At 65.0% G+C, this 15,624-nt stretch carries 16 protein-coding genes and 1 pseudogene; 7 read left to right on the plus strand and 10 right to left on the minus strand.

Annotated elements, in window-relative coordinates; all coding sequences use genetic code 11:
* Positions 1 to 25 precede the first annotated feature (25 nt).
* The 5 genes from AS156_RS00390 (at position 26) to AS156_RS00410 (ending at position 5,813) form a co-directional block, all read left to right on the plus strand.
* A complete protein-coding gene (locus AS156_RS00390) occupies positions 26 to 661 on the plus strand; it encodes a CvpA family protein (RefSeq protein WP_066498511.1) in 636 nt (211 codons plus the stop codon).
* A gap of 34 nt (positions 662 to 695) precedes the next feature.
* Positions 696 to 2,210 carry an amidophosphoribosyltransferase gene (gene purF / locus AS156_RS00395; protein ID WP_066498599.1) on the plus strand — a complete coding sequence of 505 codons (1,515 nt, stop codon included), beginning with the start codon at positions 696 to 698 and terminating at the stop codon, positions 2,208 to 2,210.
* Between the two features lie 157 nt (positions 2,211 to 2,367).
* A complete protein-coding gene (locus AS156_RS00400; RefSeq protein ID WP_066498513.1) occupies positions 2,368 to 3,108 on the plus strand; it encodes an SDR family NAD(P)-dependent oxidoreductase in 741 nt (246 codons plus the stop codon).
* Between the two features lie 186 nt (positions 3,109 to 3,294).
* The gene (locus AS156_RS00405; RefSeq protein ID WP_066498514.1) at positions 3,295 to 4,431 is read left to right on the plus strand and encodes an NHL repeat-containing protein; all 1,137 of its coding nucleotides are present in this window, start codon (positions 3,295 to 3,297) and stop codon (positions 4,429 to 4,431) included.
* Positions 4,432 to 4,577: 146 nt separating this feature from the next.
* Positions 4,578 to 5,813 carry an ABC transporter substrate-binding protein gene (locus tag AS156_RS00410; RefSeq protein WP_066498515.1) on the plus strand — a complete coding sequence of 412 codons (1,236 nt, stop codon included), beginning with the start codon at positions 4,578 to 4,580 and terminating at the stop codon, positions 5,811 to 5,813.
* Between the two features lie 133 nt (positions 5,814 to 5,946).
* Here AS156_RS00410 and AS156_RS00415 read toward each other — a convergent pair whose 3' ends face one another.
* The 4 genes from AS156_RS00415 to AS156_RS00430 form a co-directional block, all read right to left on the minus strand.
* Positions 5,947 to 6,519 carry a DUF2147 domain-containing protein gene (locus tag AS156_RS00415; protein WP_066498517.1) on the minus strand — a complete coding sequence of 191 codons (573 nt, stop codon included), beginning with the start codon at positions 6,517 to 6,519 and terminating at the stop codon, positions 5,947 to 5,949.
* A 54-nt stretch (positions 6,520 to 6,573) separates the two neighbouring features.
* On the minus strand, positions 6,574 to 7,236 hold the full coding sequence (locus AS156_RS00420; protein ID WP_066498518.1) for a DUF3313 domain-containing protein: 663 nt from the start codon (positions 7,234 to 7,236) through the stop codon (positions 6,574 to 6,576).
* Between the two features lie 227 nt (positions 7,237 to 7,463).
* Positions 7,464 to 8,126 (minus strand): TetR/AcrR family transcriptional regulator, encoded by a 663-nt coding sequence (locus AS156_RS00425; protein WP_066498520.1) that lies wholly within the window; start codon positions 8,124 to 8,126, stop codon positions 7,464 to 7,466.
* A 141-nt stretch (positions 8,127 to 8,267) separates the two neighbouring features.
* Entirely contained in the window at positions 8,268 to 8,537 is a 270-nt protein-coding gene (locus tag AS156_RS00430) for a hypothetical protein (protein ID WP_136625944.1), read from the minus strand.
* A 232-nt stretch (positions 8,538 to 8,769) separates the two neighbouring features.
* On the opposite strand from AS156_RS00430, the gene AS156_RS00435 reads away from it, so the two are divergent.
* Together AS156_RS00435 and AS156_RS00440 are read left to right on the plus strand one after the other, a co-directional pair.
* Complete coding sequence (locus AS156_RS00435) at positions 8,770 to 9,156, plus strand: nuclear transport factor 2 family protein (RefSeq protein ID WP_066498522.1); 387 nt, start codon at positions 8,770 to 8,772, stop codon at positions 9,154 to 9,156.
* A 147-nt stretch (positions 9,157 to 9,303) separates the two neighbouring features.
* Complete coding sequence (locus tag AS156_RS00440) at positions 9,304 to 9,948, plus strand: glutathione S-transferase family protein (protein ID WP_066498524.1); 645 nt, start codon at positions 9,304 to 9,306, stop codon at positions 9,946 to 9,948.
* A gap of 165 nt (positions 9,949 to 10,113) precedes the next feature.
* On the opposite strand, the gene der is transcribed toward AS156_RS00440, so the two are convergent.
* From der to AS156_RS43770, 6 genes and pseudogenes are all read right to left on the minus strand, one after another.
* Positions 10,114 to 11,496 carry a ribosome biogenesis GTPase Der gene (gene der / locus AS156_RS00445; protein WP_066498532.1) on the minus strand — a complete coding sequence of 461 codons (1,383 nt, stop codon included), beginning with the start codon at positions 11,494 to 11,496 and terminating at the stop codon, positions 10,114 to 10,116.
* A 157-nt stretch (positions 11,497 to 11,653) separates the two neighbouring features.
* Complete coding sequence (locus tag AS156_RS00450; RefSeq protein WP_066498536.1) at positions 11,654 to 12,220, minus strand: hypothetical protein; 567 nt, start codon at positions 12,218 to 12,220, stop codon at positions 11,654 to 11,656.
* A 33-nt stretch (positions 12,221 to 12,253) separates the two neighbouring features.
* Positions 12,254 to 12,907, minus strand: a complete 654-nt coding sequence (locus AS156_RS00455) for a tetratricopeptide repeat protein (protein WP_066498537.1) — start codon at positions 12,905 to 12,907, stop codon at positions 12,254 to 12,256.
* Positions 12,908 to 13,061: 154 nt separating this feature from the next.
* The gene (locus AS156_RS00460) at positions 13,062 to 14,660 is read right to left on the minus strand and encodes a class I adenylate-forming enzyme family protein (RefSeq protein WP_066498538.1); all 1,599 of its coding nucleotides are present in this window, start codon (positions 14,658 to 14,660) and stop codon (positions 13,062 to 13,064) included.
* A 10-nt stretch (positions 14,661 to 14,670) separates the two neighbouring features.
* On the minus strand, positions 14,671 to 15,492 hold the full coding sequence (gene panB / locus AS156_RS00465; RefSeq protein ID WP_066498602.1) for a 3-methyl-2-oxobutanoate hydroxymethyltransferase: 822 nt from the start codon (positions 15,490 to 15,492) through the stop codon (positions 14,671 to 14,673).
* Between the two features lie 2 nt (positions 15,493 to 15,494).
* Positions 15,495 to 15,624: pseudogene (locus AS156_RS43770) on the minus strand (NnrU family protein); the annotation flags it as partial.

Below are 15,624 nucleotides of genomic sequence, written 5' to 3' on the forward strand. Positions count from 1 at the left end.
ACGTACCAGCGGACCTGACCAGCCGATGCCCATAACGATACTTGATCTCGTCCTGCTCGGGGTGATGCTGATCTCGGGCCTGCTTGCCATGGTGCGCGGCTTCATGCGCGAGATCCTGTCGATTGCGGCCTGGGGCGCCGCGGCGCTGGTGACGCTCTATGCGTTCTCGAAGCTGCTGCCGACCGCCAAGACCTATTTCAACAACGACACGGTCGCGGCCGTGGTCGTGGTGGCCGGTGTCTTCATCGGCACGCTGATCGTGGTTTCGATCATCACGGTCCGGATCTCCGACATGATCCTGGATTCGCGGATCGGCGCGCTCGACCGCACCCTCGGCTTCCTGTTCGGCCTCGCCCGCGGCCTGCTGATCGTGGTCGTGGCGTTCATGTTCTTCACCTGGCTGGTTCCGGACAAGCAGCGGCCCGACTGGGTGACGGGGGCGAAGTCCCGGGTGGTGCTGCAGGGAACCGGGGATTGGCTGATGTCGCTCTTGCCTGACGACCCCGAGAACACCATCTTAAAGAAGTTCAAAAAGAATAAGCCGGACGATGATTCTGCTGCCGATCCCGATCAGGCCCCCACGCCTGCGTCGGGCGACGGCTACAGCAAACCTGCCCGCGACGGCCTTAAAAAGCTGATCGAGAAACCCGCGGGACATTGATTTTGACGGGCCCCAACGAGAGGCGATGAACGAGATGCAAACCCCTTCCGATCATGCCGACCAACTCGACCTCGACCTCGGCCCGATCGAATTGCAGGATGATCTCGATCTGGATGGGGATACGCTCCGCGAGGAATGCGGCGTATTCGGCATCTTCGGCCACCAGGAAGCCGCCGCGATCACCGCGCTCGGCCTGCACGCCCTCCAGCATCGCGGCCAGGAAGCCGCCGGCATCGTCACCTTCGACGGCAGCCGCTTCCACTCCGAGCGCCGCCTCGGCCTGGTCGGCGACGCCTTCTCCCGCCGCGAGGTGATCGAACGCCTGCCCGGCAATGCCGCAGTCGGCCATGTCCGCTACTCCACGACCGGCGGGACCATCTTGCGCAACGTGCAGCCGCTGTTCGCCGAACTCAGCGCCGGCGGGTTTGCGGTCGGTCACAACGGCAACCTCACCAACGGCCTGACCTTGCGCCGCGAGCTCGTCAAGGGTGGCGCCCTGATGCAGTCGACCACCGACACCGAGGTGATCCTGCATCTGGTGGCGCAGTCCAAGCGCTCGCGCTTCATCGACCGTTTCATCGAGGCCCTTCGCACGATCGAGGGCGCCTACGCGCTGGTCGCGCTGACCAACAAGAAGCTGGTCGGAGCGCGCGATCCGCTCGGCATTCGCCCGCTGGTGCTCGGCGATCTCGACGGCCGCCCGATCCTGACCTCCGAGACCTGCGCGCTCGACATGATCGGCGCCAAATATGTCCGCGACATCGAGCCCGGCGAGATCATCGTGTTCGACGAGAGCGGCGCACACAGCCACAAGCCGTTCCCGCCGAAGCCGGCGCGGCCCTGCATCTTCGAATACATCTATTTCGCCCGTCCCGATTCCATCGTCGGCGGCCGCTCGGTCTATGACGTGCGCAAGGCGTTCGGTGCGCAGCTCGCGCGCGAGAGCCATCCGGATGTCGACGTCGTGGTGCCGGTGCCGGATTCCGGCGTGCCCGCCGCGGTCGGCTACAGCCAGTATTCCGGCGTGCCGTTCGAACTCGGCATTATCCGAAATCACTATGTCGGTCGCACCTTCATCCAGCCGACCCAGAGCGTGCGCGAGCTCGGCGTGCGCATGAAGCATTCGGCCAACCGCGCCGCGATCGAGGGCAAGCGCATTATCCTGATCGATGACTCGCTGGTGCGCGGCACCACCTCGAAGAAGATCGTGCGCATGATGCGCGACGCCGGCGCCCGCGAGGTGCATTTCCGCCTCGCCTCGCCGCCGATCCTGTATCCCGATTATTACGGCATCGACCTGCCCGACCGCGGCGGCCTCCTGGCCGCGACGCATTCGGTCGAGGAGATGCGCGAGATCATCGGCGCCGACTCGCTCGCCTTCCTGTCGATAGACGGCATGTACCGCGCGATGGGCTATCCGGGCCGCGATCCCGCCAACCCGAAATTCGCCGACCACTGCTTCACCGGCGCCTATCCGACCCACCTCACAGACCAGAGCGACGTCGAGCCCGCGCCGCGCCAGCTCTCGCTGCTGGCGGAGGCAAGCTGATCCACCCCGCGCTGTCGTCCCTGCGAAAGCAGGGACCCATAGCCACCGTCGGGCATGGCTGGGACAGTACTAGACACGAACATCTTCTGCCATCACGACCGCCACGGCGTGTGGGTCCCTGCTTTCGCAGGGACGACGATTTGCTAGAGTCCCTTTCATGACAAAACCCCTCGCCTCCCGTATCGCCCTCGTGACCGGCGCCTCGCGCGGCATCGGCTATGCCACCGCGGTCGCGCTCGCCAAGGCCGGCGCGCATATTGTGGCAGTGGCGCGGACGCAAGGCGGGCTGGAGGAGCTCGACGACGAGATCCGCAAGGACGGCGGCAGCGCCACGCTGGTGCCGCTCAGCCTCACCGATTACGAAGGCATCGCGCGGCTCGGCCTCGCGCTGCACGAGCGCCACGGCAAGCTCGACATCCTCGTCGGCAATGCCGGCACCCCCGGGCCCTCGTCGCCGCTCGGCCATATCGAGTTGAAGCCGTGGAACGACGTGATGGCGATCAACGTCACCGCGAACTTCCAGCTGATCCGATGCATGGAGCCGTTGCTGAAGCAATCCGATGCCGGCCGCGCGGTGTTCGTCACCTCGGGCGCGGCCCACAAGGCCAACGCCTATCTCGGCCCCTACGCAGCGTCGAAAGCCGCGCTCGAGGCACTGGTGCGCTCCTGGGCCAACGAGACCGCCAATACCAAGATCCGCGTCAACCTGTTCAGCCCCGGTCCGATCCGCACCCGGATGCGCGCCGCCGTGTTTCCCGGCGAAGACCCGATGACGCTCGATACGCCCGACATGGCCGCCGAATTCATCGTGCCGATGTGCTCGCCGGATTGGACCGAGACCGGCAAGCTCTACGACTACAAGGCGCGCACGCTGCGGAGTTTTCAAGCGCCGGCGTAACAGGCGTTCATCCCGCGTCATTGCGAGCGAAGCGAAGCAATCCATGGGTCGGCGTATGCGGGACGATGGATTGCTTCGTCGCTACGCTCCTCGCAATGACGGCGTGAACCATTGACTCCCCTCCCTCCCCACGATTGACTGCGCTCCCAGCGGGACCACCGCCAAGAAAAATCACGGGAGGCACCGATGATGCCGACGCTCGACCGCGCGCGTTTCAAACTGTCCGGATTGATCTTCTCCGCCCTTATCGCCTCCCTCGCCCTTCTCGTCCCGCACGCTCCGGCCAAGGCCGGCGACGTCCCGACCTTCGCGGTCGACCCGTCCTGGCCGAAGCAGCTTCCGAACAACTGGATCATCGGCCAGGTCGGCGGCATCACGGTCGACTGGCAGGGGCACATCTGGGTGATCCATCGTCCCCGCTCGCTGACCGAGGGCGAGAAGGCCGCGAGCCTGACGCCGCCGCGCGCCAAATGCTGCGTACCCGCGCCACCGGTGCTCGAGTTCGACGCCGACGGCAATCTGCTGCGATCCTGGGGCGGCCCCGGCGACGGCTATCAATGGGTCGGCCGCGAGCACGGCATCGAGGTTGACCCGCGCGGCTTCGTCTGGATCGGCGGCAATGCCGACGACGACAGCGAGATCCTCAAGTTCACCCTCGACGGCAAATATCTCGGACAGATCGGCAAGATCGCGCCGCGCAGCAACAGCAACGACACCACGCAGCTCGGCAAGCCTGCAAGCATCGCGATCGACAAGGACGACAACGAGCTCTACGTCGCCGACGGCTACGGCAACCGCCGCGTCATCGTGTTCGACGCGACCACGCTGGCTTACAAGCGGCACTGGGGCGGTTATGGCAACCGGCCGAACGACGACAAGCAACCGCCCTACGATCCGAGCGCGGCGCCGCAGCACCAATTCGGCAATCCCGTGCACTGCATCAAGCTCGCCAATGACGGGCTGGTCTATGTCTGCGATCGCAGCCAGGACCGCATCCAGGTCTTCAAGAAGGACGGCACCTTCGTGAAGGAGTTCTTCTACGAGAAGAAGACGCTCGGCGACGGTGCGGTGTTCGATCTCGCGCTGTGGCCCGATTCGAAGCAGACCTATCTGTTGAATGCCGACGGCGCCAACAACGAGATCCGGGTGATCCAGCGCGACGACGGCAAGGTCGTCGGCACGTTCGGCCATAGCGGCCGCAATGCCGGCCAACTCGCGCTGCTGCACGTCATGGCGGTCGACCAGAAGGGCAACGTCTACACCGGCGAGGTCGAAGGCAAGCGCCTCCAGAAATTCAAGCTGACCTCGGACGCGCTCAAGTAACCTTGCTAGCCGGACGGCGCTTCAACGCGCGTCATCCGGCTTTATGCGGATTGCCGCTGCCCCGCGGACGGGGTAAGCGGAACCACCGGAACGAATGCCCCGTCTCAAGAGGGCCGTCCGGAAATTTGACAGAGGGAGGACTACGTATGACGACGACGCTCGCGCGGCGCTATGCCGTGCTATTTGCTTGCGCCGCACTCACCATCTCAACTTCCGCGTTTGCCCAGGGCAAACTGGACAAGAACGTCAAGATCGGCGTGCTCAACGACATGTCGAGCCTTTATGCCGACATCGGCGGGGCGAACTCGGTGGTCGCCGCGAACATGGCGATCGAAGACTCCGGCCTCCGCGCCAAGGGCTGGACCATCGACCTGGTGAGCGGAGACCACCAGAACAAGCCCGACGTCGGCGTCAACATCGCCCGGAATTGGATCGACAACGACAAGGTCGACATGATCACGGACACGCCGAACTCCGGCGTTGCGCTCGCGGTGAGCAACCTGGTCAAGGAAAAGAACTCGATCATGCTCAACTCCGGCGCCGCGACCGCCGATCTCACCGGCAAGGCCTGCAACGCCAACACGATCTCCTTTACCTTCGACACCTATATGCTCGCCAACGGCACCGGCAAGGCGCTGACCAAGGCCGGCGGCGACAGCTGGTTCTTCCTCACCGCCGATTACGCCTTCGGCCACGCGCTGGAACGCGACACCTCGGCCGTTGTCACCGCCAATGGCGGCAAGGTGCTCGGCGACGTCAAGCATCCGCTCAATACCGCGGACTTCTCCTCATTCCTGCTGCAGGCGCAGGCCTCCAAGGCCAAGATCGTCGGGCTCGCCAATGCCGGCGGCGACACCGACAACGCGATCAAGCAGGCCTCCGAATTCGGCATCACCGCCGGCGGCCAGAAGCTTGCGGCGCTGCTGCTCTTCATCAACGACGTGCACGCGCTCGGGCTGAAGATCTCGCAGGGCCTCACCTTCACGGAGTCGTTCTACTGGGACATGAACGACCAGACCCGCGCCTGGTCGAAGCGTTTCCAGAAGCTCTCGCCCAAGGGCACGATGCCCTCGATGACGGTGGCCGGCGTCTATGCCGGCGTCCTGCATTATCTGAAGGCGCTGGACGCGATGGGCGGCAATCCGCATGACGGTGCCAAGGTGGTCGCCAAGATGAAGGAGATCCCGACCGACGACCCGCTGTTCGGCAAGGGCCCGCTGCGCATCGACGGCCGCCGCATCATTCCGGCCTATCTGTTCGAGGTGAAGAAGCCGGAAGAATCCAAATATCCGTGGGACTACTACAAGCTGGTCGCCACGATCTCGCCGGAAGACGCAGCCAAGCCGCTGAAGGACAGCGAGTGCCCGCTGGTGAAGAAATAAGCAAGGCTTCCTAGGGTGGGCAAAGGCGCAAGCCGTGCCCACCATTTCGGCGTGCTCGTGATGGCGGGCACGCTTCGGCCTTCGCCCTTCGAGCTACGGCGCGTCGCTTTGCCCACCTACATTCCCTACATCGTCACTTCGCGGCCGCCTTGGCCCGGGTCGGAGGCGCCGGCAATGCCACCCATTCCTTGTCGGCGCGGGGGCCGCCGACGTCGCCGGTCAGGCCGACCAGCTGTCCGGGCTGGACATCCAGCGTATGCGTCCAGGTCTGGGTCTGGCACAGCAGCTTGATCAGGCAGCCCTTGAGCTTCAGCCGGTCGGACGTCTCACGCCACAACGAGATCGAATAGAACTTGCCGTCCTCGGCATTGTAGATGTTGCCGTCGAACCGCCCGTCGGACGACGCCATCAATCCCATGATGAGCTGATGACCGAGCAGCGAACGCGCTCGCTTGTCGGGATCGGGATTGAAGCCGTCGCGAAAGGGTTGCCCGCGTGAATCGACCGGGTCCTTCATCCATACGATGAAGCCGCAGAGGCGATCCCGCGCAGCGCCGCAGCGTTCGAGGCGGATGCGCGCGCGGCCGTCCTCGGTGAGCCAGGTCCCGCTGGGATCGGTCGGGTTGACCGTTTTGGCATGGCCGGTTGAACTCATCAGAATGGCGGCGACCAGGCTGCGCAGAAACAGGCGAACCAAGTAGTTCATTCGACAGCACCTTTCATTGTCCAGATCGTAGCGGGCGGGCGCGCGATGCGCGCATCACTTCAGTTGCGCGATGAAGGCGTCGGCACCCTTGTCGATGCCGGCGGTCGCGGCGGCGAGATCGCCGACGCTGGCCTTGATGTCGTAGGCGTTGGGATATTGCTTGGTGACGTAGGCGCCGAGCAGGCGCGAGCTCGAGCTGTCGAACAACTCGACGCCATAGATCACCGAGCCTGTCATCGTGCCCTCGCCGTCGCGCGCGGCCTGGACACCGTTATAGACCGCGCCCGCCAGATCGAAGCGCGACAGCGTGCCGAGCACCGGCGTGTTGGCGACCGCGCCGGTGAGCGTCAGCCGCACCCGCAACGTGTACGGCCCGCGCGTGTTCACGATCGTGAAGCGCTCGCGCAGCTTGTCGGCGAAGCGGGTCTGCATGTAGGCGGCGAGCGTCGCCTTGTCCTTCTCGGACATCTCGCCGAACTGGTGATCCCTGCCGCGATAGATCACGACCGGATCAAGAATGACCTTGCGGTCGACGCGCCAGTCGACCGCAGTCGAATAGCGATAGGGCACGCGGCCCGATGCGTCGGATGTATCCGGCACGAGATACGTCGACGATGCCATCTCGGCGTAGGGCACCGGCGCGACGGTGGCGCGTCCGGCCGCAACCACGCAAAGCAACACCGTTCCCAGACCGCGCGCAGTGATCGAGCTATCCATTCCAATCTCCTCATCCGGCTGGGCAGTTCGCGGCACGGCCGCAGCAACATCCGGGGAAAGAACGCCGCCGCGGCCGCCTTTGACGACCTGGTTCGCCTTCCGGGCCTCTCCAGGTCTGCCTCAGTGTGTGGAGTTATAAAACCGACCAGTTGGTTTGTACAGTGGCCGCGATCGCCAGTGCTGCTTATTTTCGATAAAGCGATGATCGAATGCAGCCTTGGGAAACCTCAGCCGCCCTTGCGCGCCTTCGCCGACTTCGCGCTGCGCGCAGCCGATGCTGTTTTCGCAGCCGTCTTGCTCGCCGGCCTTGCTGTCGCGTCAGAGGACTGCTCGATCGCAGTCCACTGGCTGTCGTCGAGCAATCGCTCGAACAGGCGATCGCGCTCCGCATCCGTCAGCGACGACAGGCCGAACAGCGAACTCAACAGCAGTCCCCTCGCCGCCGCCCAGCGCAACAGCGCGAGGTCGGGGTCGCGGGCCTGGGCCTTCATGACCGCGACCTTCTTGATGTCGACATCGCGCGGCAGCGCCATCAATTCGGGATTCTCGTTCATCGCCGCGAGCAGCGCGAAGGCGCCCGCGCGCGGCGTCTTGATCGCCTCGCGCAGCGTGGCAATCTGCGCCGCCAGTTCGGGCTGGTCGGTGGTCTCGCGCGCCTTCGCCATGAAGCGGCTCGAGAAGTCCTCGAAATAGGCGATCTGCTGCTCGAGCAGGGCCTTCAGCACCGCTTCCTTGGTCCGGAACTGATGCATGACGCCGCCCTTGCTGAGCCCGGCTTCGCGCGCGATCGCATCGAGCGTCAGGCGTCCCGGACCGTCACGCTTCACGATGGTGGTCGCGGCCTCGAGCGCGGCGTTGCGGGATCGTTCCGAGCGAGAAGGATTGTCCATGGGCTACTCAAGAGGAAGTCGCGGAAGAGCACAGTATCTCAGCGGCATCCGTCAATCTCAAGCGCTGCATCCGATCGGGCAGCGCAAACGATGATCGAGCGGCGCAAGAAATCAATCATCGCGCCGCGATCGGTCGCGCCGCTATCCGATGCCGCACACTTTTTGTAACAGGCGATATCGGAGACCATGAAGGAAGCCCTGGGCCATTCGGCCGATGACCCTCTCCCCCCGGCCGCGCCGGCGAGCGACCGATTCCGCATCGGTGTAACTGGCCGCGACGATCGTTCCGTGTCGGCCGCCATCAAGCTTCAGGTCGGTGAGATAGACGAGACTCCGCGACGTCAGCAGCGCCGCCTGCGCGTCGCTGAAACGGGTCAATTCATCGCAGACGTCAACGGCCTCGTTGTTCACCACGCTCCTCCTGCCAGGGTGGCCCCGATGAACCGCGGCCTCTCCAATCGAAGTCGACCTTATACAAACCATCTGGATGGTTTGTAAATAGGCAAAACGATGCGGCGACACGGGCACGTCCGGGTTCCAATGTCACCGGCCTACACCATCAGAAGATGACGCCGCATGTCGGATCGACGCCCTCGCCTTCGTCCTCGGAGTATCGATCAGCCAGCCCCCCGGAGCAGCAGCGATGACGCAGCAGACCGCCGAAGCCGATATCAGAGCCCTCATCGACGCCTGGGCGAACGCCGTCCGTCGACATGACTATGCGGGCGTGCTCGCCCATCATGATCAAGGCATCGTGATGTTCGACGTTCCGCCGCCATTGCAATCACGCGGACTGGATGAATACCGCAAGACCTGGGATCTGTTCTTCCGGTATCACAAGCCTTCGTACGCGTTCGATATCGACGACATCGCGATCACGGCGGGCAACGATGTCGGCTTCGCCGTCGCGATCATGCGCTGCGGCCCGCCGGAGGCCACGTTCCAGTTCAGGCTGACGATCGGATTGCGCAAGATCGACGGCGACTGGCGCATCATGCACGAGCACCACTCGGTGCCGGCGACGGATTAGGTCGTGAACCAAAGTGGGAAGCGCTCGCACTGTAGGATGACGAATATGCGCCAGGCCTTGAGCGCATCACGCGCCATCGATAGTCCGTTGCGCGACTGGCTTATCTCTGCGAGTTCGTACATCTAGCCCATCCAGGAACGCTCAACTATGCTCACCGTCTATGGCGAAGGTCGTGGCTTCCGTGTTGTTTGGCTGCTCGAGGAATTAGGATTGGCATATCGGCTGCGGCCGGTCGATCTGCCAGCAGTCGAGAATGATCGCGATTTCCTCGCAATCAACCCCGCCGGCTTCATTCCCGCACTCGAGGACGGCAAGACGATCATGGTCGAATCGATCGCGATTCTTGAGTACCTCCTTGCCCGCTACGGCTCAGGCTCGCTTGCCGTCGCCGCGGACGATCCCGCCTTCGCTTCCTATCTGCAATTTCTCCACTTAGGCGAGGCCGGGCTCGCCGGACCGATGAACGCCGTCCTTGTCGGTCGCGAACTGGCGCCGGAACGCGAGCGAGATGCCAGAGTTACCCGCTGGGCACGCGAGACCTTCGAGAGCCGGCTGGGTTTGGTTATCCGCCGCCTCGCGGATTGCCCCTATCTCGCTGGCGACCGATTCACTGCGGCCGATATCTCGGTGAGCTACGCCCTCCTGCTCGGCCTACGAACTGGCAACTACGTCCCCGGCCCTACCGAGCGAGACTATCTCGTCCGCACGACGGCACGCCCTGCCTACGCCCGAGCGATGGAAAGCTGCCAGGCCACCAAGGTTTGGGCGGCGAGATCACCGGGATTGGGTTAGGCGATCCGGAGCGCCAACGTGTCGAGCAGCAAGGTGATGAAGACGAAGACCACCGCGCCGCTGCGCGCCGGTGACGCCGCCGTGTCGGGATTCTCGCTTTGACGTGTTTTCTTCACGCGAACCGGTACTCACTACGCTCGAAAACGCTATGCCCCGCCTCCCCGCTCATGACGGCCGTTTGCGCTTGTGGGCGAACGGATTGGCCTTCTCGCGCAGTGTGATCCTGACCGGCGTGCCCGGCAGGTCGAAGGTCTCGCGCAGCGAGTTGGTGAGATAGCGCAGATAGGATTTCGGGATCGCGTCGGCGCGCGAGCAGAACAGCACGAAGCTCGGCGGGCGCGCCTTCACCTGGGTGATGTAGTTCAGCTTCAGCCGGCGGCCCGAGACGGCCGGCGGCGGGCTCGCCTGGATCGCCTGCTCGAACCAGCGATTGAGCGCCGAGGTCGGCAAGCGCCGGTTCCAGACCGCGTACGCGTCCTGGATCGCCGTCATCAGGCGGTCGATGCCCTCGCCCATCAGGCCGGAGACGGCGATGATCGGCGCGCCCTTGACCTGCGGCAGCCAGTGATCGGCATCGGTGCGCAACGCGGAGATCTGGTTGGGCTTGCGCTCGACCAGGTCCCACTTGTTGACCGCGAGCACGATCGCGCGACCCTCGCGCTCGATCAAGTCCGCGATGCGCAGGTCCTGTTCCTCGAACTTGTTCTGCGCGTCCATCATCATCACGACGACCTCGGCGAAGCGCACGGCGCGCAACGCGTCGGCCACCGAGAGCTTTTCCAGCTTCTCCTCGATCCGCGAGCGGCGGCGCAGGCCCGCGGTGTCGAAGATGCGGAATTCACGGCCCTGCCAGGTGATCTCGACCGAGATGGAATCGCGCGTGGTGCCGGCCTCGGGGCTGGTCAGCAGGCGCTCCTCGCCGAGCAGATGGTTGATCAGCGTCGACTTGCCGGCATTGGGCCGGCCGACGATGGCGACGCGGATCGGACGCTGCGCGGCCTCCTCCTCCGACACATCCTCATCGTCTTCGATCTCGTCGTCGGCCTCGGCCAGCTCGGGCATCAGCGGGCTGAGCGCGTCGTACAATTCGCCCATGCCCTCGCCGTGTTCTGCGGAAATCTGCACGGGATCGCCGAGGCCGAGCGCGTAGGATTCCATCGCGCCGATCTCGCCGTGCTTGCCCTCGGCCTTGTTGGCGACCAGCACCACCGGCTTGTTGGCGCGGCGGGCGAAGTCGGCAAAGGCGCGGTCGGTCGGCGTGAGGCCGACACGGGCGTCGATCACGAACATCAGGGCGTCCGCAAGCTCGATCGCGGTTTCGGTCTGCTCCTGCATCCGGGCGGTGAGCGAGCCCTTGGCGCCCTCGTCGAGACCGGCGGTATCGATGATCGTGAAGTCGAGATCGCCGAGCCGCGCCTGGCCCTCGCGGCGGTCGCGGGTCACACCGGGCTCGTCGTCGACAAGCGCGAGCTTCTGTCCGACCAGCCGGTTGAACAGCGTCGATTTGCCGACATTGGGCCGGCCGATAATGGCGATGGTGAAAGACATGGATCATCCCGGCGCTGCGGCCGCAACGCGAGTCAAACGGATAACATTGAGACCCTAGAGCATTATCGGTTCTGATTGAATCAGAACCGAAGCTCAAGGTTATGGCTTTGACGCGCTTTCTTGACGCGAACCGGAGTCCACTTCGCTTGAAAGCGCTTTAGCGGCTGAACGAGCCGCTCGGTAGCGGCGCGGGGAACGCCCCGCCGGATTGTTGCGAGGCCTGTGCCGGGGCCGACGGCTGCGCGGCGGGTTGCTGCGCCTGCTGGTCGTCGGCAGGCGGCGCGGTGGTCCGGCGCCGGACGATCTTTTTCTTCTTCGGCTCCGGCGGCAATTGCGCAGGAGCGCCCTCCTCGGACGCCGCGGCGTCGGGAGCGGCAGCCTGGTCCGCGGCGGGAGCCGGCTTGCCCTTGTGCCTCTTCGCCGGTTTCGCCGGCTCCGCCGGTGGAGGCGTAGGCGCTGCGGCCGCAGCCTCGGCGGCCTGCTCCTGCCTTTGCTGCTGCTCCACCTCGTTCTTGTACAATTCCTTCGGTACGCCCTGCTCGAGGCCGGGCACGCCTTCGGGGAATACCGGCTTGCGATCGCCGGCCAGCTTCTTCTTGGTGTCGAGGAAGTCGAGCAGATCGGACGGATCGAAATTGGCCATACCGCCGCCGCCACAACCCGCCAGCACGCTGCAAAGCGAGAGGAGAACTGCGGCTGCGATCAAGCGTTGCGAGCGGCGCATGGTCGATGTCTCATTCAACTCGGGTTTCGCCGGTTAGCTCTTGGCTACCGGCGGCAGCAAGGCCTGCAGCGCTTCGGCACGAGAGCGCAGGCTCGGCGGCGTATCGCCGTCATTGGCAATCTGGTCGAGCCACTGCCGCGCGGCGGTGGCGTCGTTGGCGCGCCAGGCCGACAGCGCCAGCATTTCGCGCGCGCTGTGGCGGAAGGTCGAGTCCTTGGCCGTGGCCGGCTCGAGCCGCTGCAGCATGTTCGGATAGGTCGTGGTTTCCATCAGCAGCTGCGCGGCGCGGATCCGCGCCAGGTCCTGCTCGGACCGGCCGACGCTGCGGTCGGCTGCGATCTCGTCATACAGCTTCGCGGCGGCCGGCTGGTCGCGGGTCGCGACCTCGGCGGCCATGCGCAGCCGCGCCAGGGTCCGGTAGCCGTACGGCGCCTTGGCGGCGAGATCGGCAAACGCCGCTTCGGCCTCGGCATGCTTGTTCTGCTCGGACAGCTCGACGGCGTGGTCGAATGCCGCACCGGCCTCGGCAGCCTTCTTGCCCTCGAGATATTGGTAGCCACGCCAGCCACCGACGCCCGCGACGATCAGGACCGCCAGGGCGATGATAAAAATCGAGTACTTGTCCCACAGCCTCTTGAGCTGTTCGCGACGGACTTCCTCGTCGACTTCATCAAATAATTCAGACACTTAAGGCTATCCCATCCCCTCGGGACCGCAAATACAGGCTGGGCCCAGCCCACACCCGATCCCCACATCGCGGCGGCGTTACCCTAATGGTGTGGCGGTGGCAAGGCAAAGCGAGGCGGATCAAAGCGTTAACGGTGGAGGTTTGCCTCCCCGCTCAGGTCCCGACCGCCGACAGGGTTTCCCGAAGCTGGCGCTTGATCACCTTGCCGTTGGCATTGCGCGGCAGTGGGGTCGCGGTCAGCGCCATGGTCTCCGGCACCTTGTAGTCCGACAGCCGCTCGGCGCACCAGGCGCGCAAGGCCTCCGCGTTCACCTCGGCGCGCGTCACGATCACGGCGTGCACGCGCTCACCGAGCACCGGGCACGGTTTGGCAATGATCGCGCTCTCGATGACCGCGGGATGGCCTGAAAGCACCGACTCGACCTCGGCCGAATAGATCTTCAACCCGCCGCGATTGATCATGTCCTTCTGGCGATCGAACACGCGGACGAAGTTTTGCGCATCGACCGAGCCGAGATCGCCGGAATGCCAGAAGCCGGCCGTAAAGCTCTCTGCGGTCGCCGTCGGATTATTCCAGTAGCCCTTGATGACAGAGGCGCTGCGGATCCACAGCTCGCCGATCTCACCGCGCGGCAGCTCACGTCCATCGGGTCCCATCACGAGGACCTCGGCACCAGGGCACGGTAGCCCGACGCTGTCGATATGCGCGGCGGTCAGTTCACCCGGCATCAAGGTCGAGGGCGACGTGGTCTCGGTCGCGCCGTAGCAGTTCGCGAGCTTGAGCCCCGGAATCTTGGCGTCGAGCTTCTCGATGGTGGCGACCGGCATCGGCGCGCCGCCGAAGCCGCCGACGCGCCAGCTCGACAGATCGTAGCTGTCGAAGTCCGGCTGCAACAGGCAGAGATTGTACATCGCCGGCACCATCACCGTGTAGGTCACGCGTTCGCGCGCGGCGAGCTTCAGATATTCGGACGCCTTGAACTCCGGCATGATGATCAGCGTGCCGGCGCAGCGCGCCATGGTCGTGACGTTGGCGACGGCGCCGGTGACATGCGCCAGCGGCACGGCGGCGATCGAACGGTCAGCCTTGGTCAACTTCAGGCAGGACACGAACACCGTCGAAGAGTGGATGATGTTGCAATGGGCGAGCATCGCGCCCTTCGGCCGGCCCGTCGTGCCCGAGGTGTAGAGGATCATCGCGGTGTCCTCTTCCCTCACCTCCGCTGGAGCCAACGCCGGCGGATTGTCGAGCAACGCAGCGAATTGCGACGTGCCGTCGTCGCTCACGGTGATGCGGTCCTTGAGATCGGGAATGTCGGCCGCGTCGGGCACGCGATCGGCGAGACTGGCCTCGTGGACCAGCAGCTTCGCGCCGCAATCGTTCAGCACATAGGAGATCTCGGGCTTCTGCTGACGCGTCGAGAGCAGCACCGTCACCAGCCCGGCATGGGCGGCCGCGAACATCGTCACCACGAACTCGATGCGATTGCCGAGCAGGATCGCGACGCGGTCACCGGGCGCGAGGCCGAGCTTCGCGAAGCCTGCCGCAACCTTCGCCGAACGCTGCGCGACCTCGCGCCAGGTCAGCCTGACATCGCCGCAGACCAGCGCCTCGCCGTCGCCGTTCTGCACGACGGCTTGTGCGATCATCGCCCAGAGGCTGGCCGGCCGCTCCACGAAGGCCGGCACGACGCGGTCACCGAAGCGCGGCTCGAACCGCATGGGCGGAAGTGCGTGCTGCGACCAGTCCATCCTTGCTCCGTCAGGTTTTCTTCATGTCGTAGACGTGCTCGGGTCCCGGGAAGGCGCGGCTCTTCACGTCGCGCGCATAGCCCGCGACCGCCTCCTCGATCGCCGGTCCGAGATTGCCGTAGCGGCGCACGAATTTCGGCGCGCGCGGCGACAGGCCGAGCATGTCCTCCAGCACTAGCACCTGCCCGTCACAGGCCGCGCTCGCGCCGATTCCGATGGTGGGCACCGCGATCGCCTGCGTGATCTTGCGCGCCAGCGGCTCGGCGATCGCCTCGACCACGATCGAGAACGCGCCGGCTTCCGCGATCGCTTTCGCATCGGCTTCGATCGGCGCCCAGTTCGCCTCTTCGCGGCCCTGCGCGCGGAACGAGCCGAGCGTGTTGATCGATTGCGGCGTCAGGCCGATATGGCCCATGACGGGAATGCCGCGCTCGGACAGGAACGCCACCGTCTCGGCCATCCGCACGCCGCCCTCCAGCTTGACGGCGCCGCACAGCGTTTCCTTCATGATCCGCACCGCCGACTGGAACGCCTGCTCCTTCGAGCCTTCGTAGGAGCCGAACGGCATGTCGACGACGACGAGCGCAGCTTGCGAACCGCGCATCACCGCGCGCCCCTGCAGGATCATCATGTCGAGGGTCACAGGCACGGTGGTCTCGAAGCCGTGCATGACGTTGCCGAGGGAATCGCCGACCAGGATGGCGTCGCAATGCTTGTCGACCAGTGCCGCCGTGTGTGCGTGATACGAGGTCAGCATCACGATCGGCTCGCCATTCTTGCGGGCGCGGAGATCGGGCGCAGTCTTGCGCTTGATGGCGGATTGAACAGACATAGTCAGGCTCCCATCACAGGCACGCCGATCACGACCGGATGGAACGCAAACGCCAGCGCCAGATATGCGATGACACCGACCGCGATCGCGATCAGGTCGTTGGTTGTGCCGCCGACCGGAATCGGCGGCGCG

It is taken from the genome of Bradyrhizobium macuxiense, assembly GCF_001542415.1.
Taxonomy (GTDB): Bacteria; Pseudomonadota; Alphaproteobacteria; order Rhizobiales; family Xanthobacteraceae; genus Bradyrhizobium; species Bradyrhizobium macuxiense.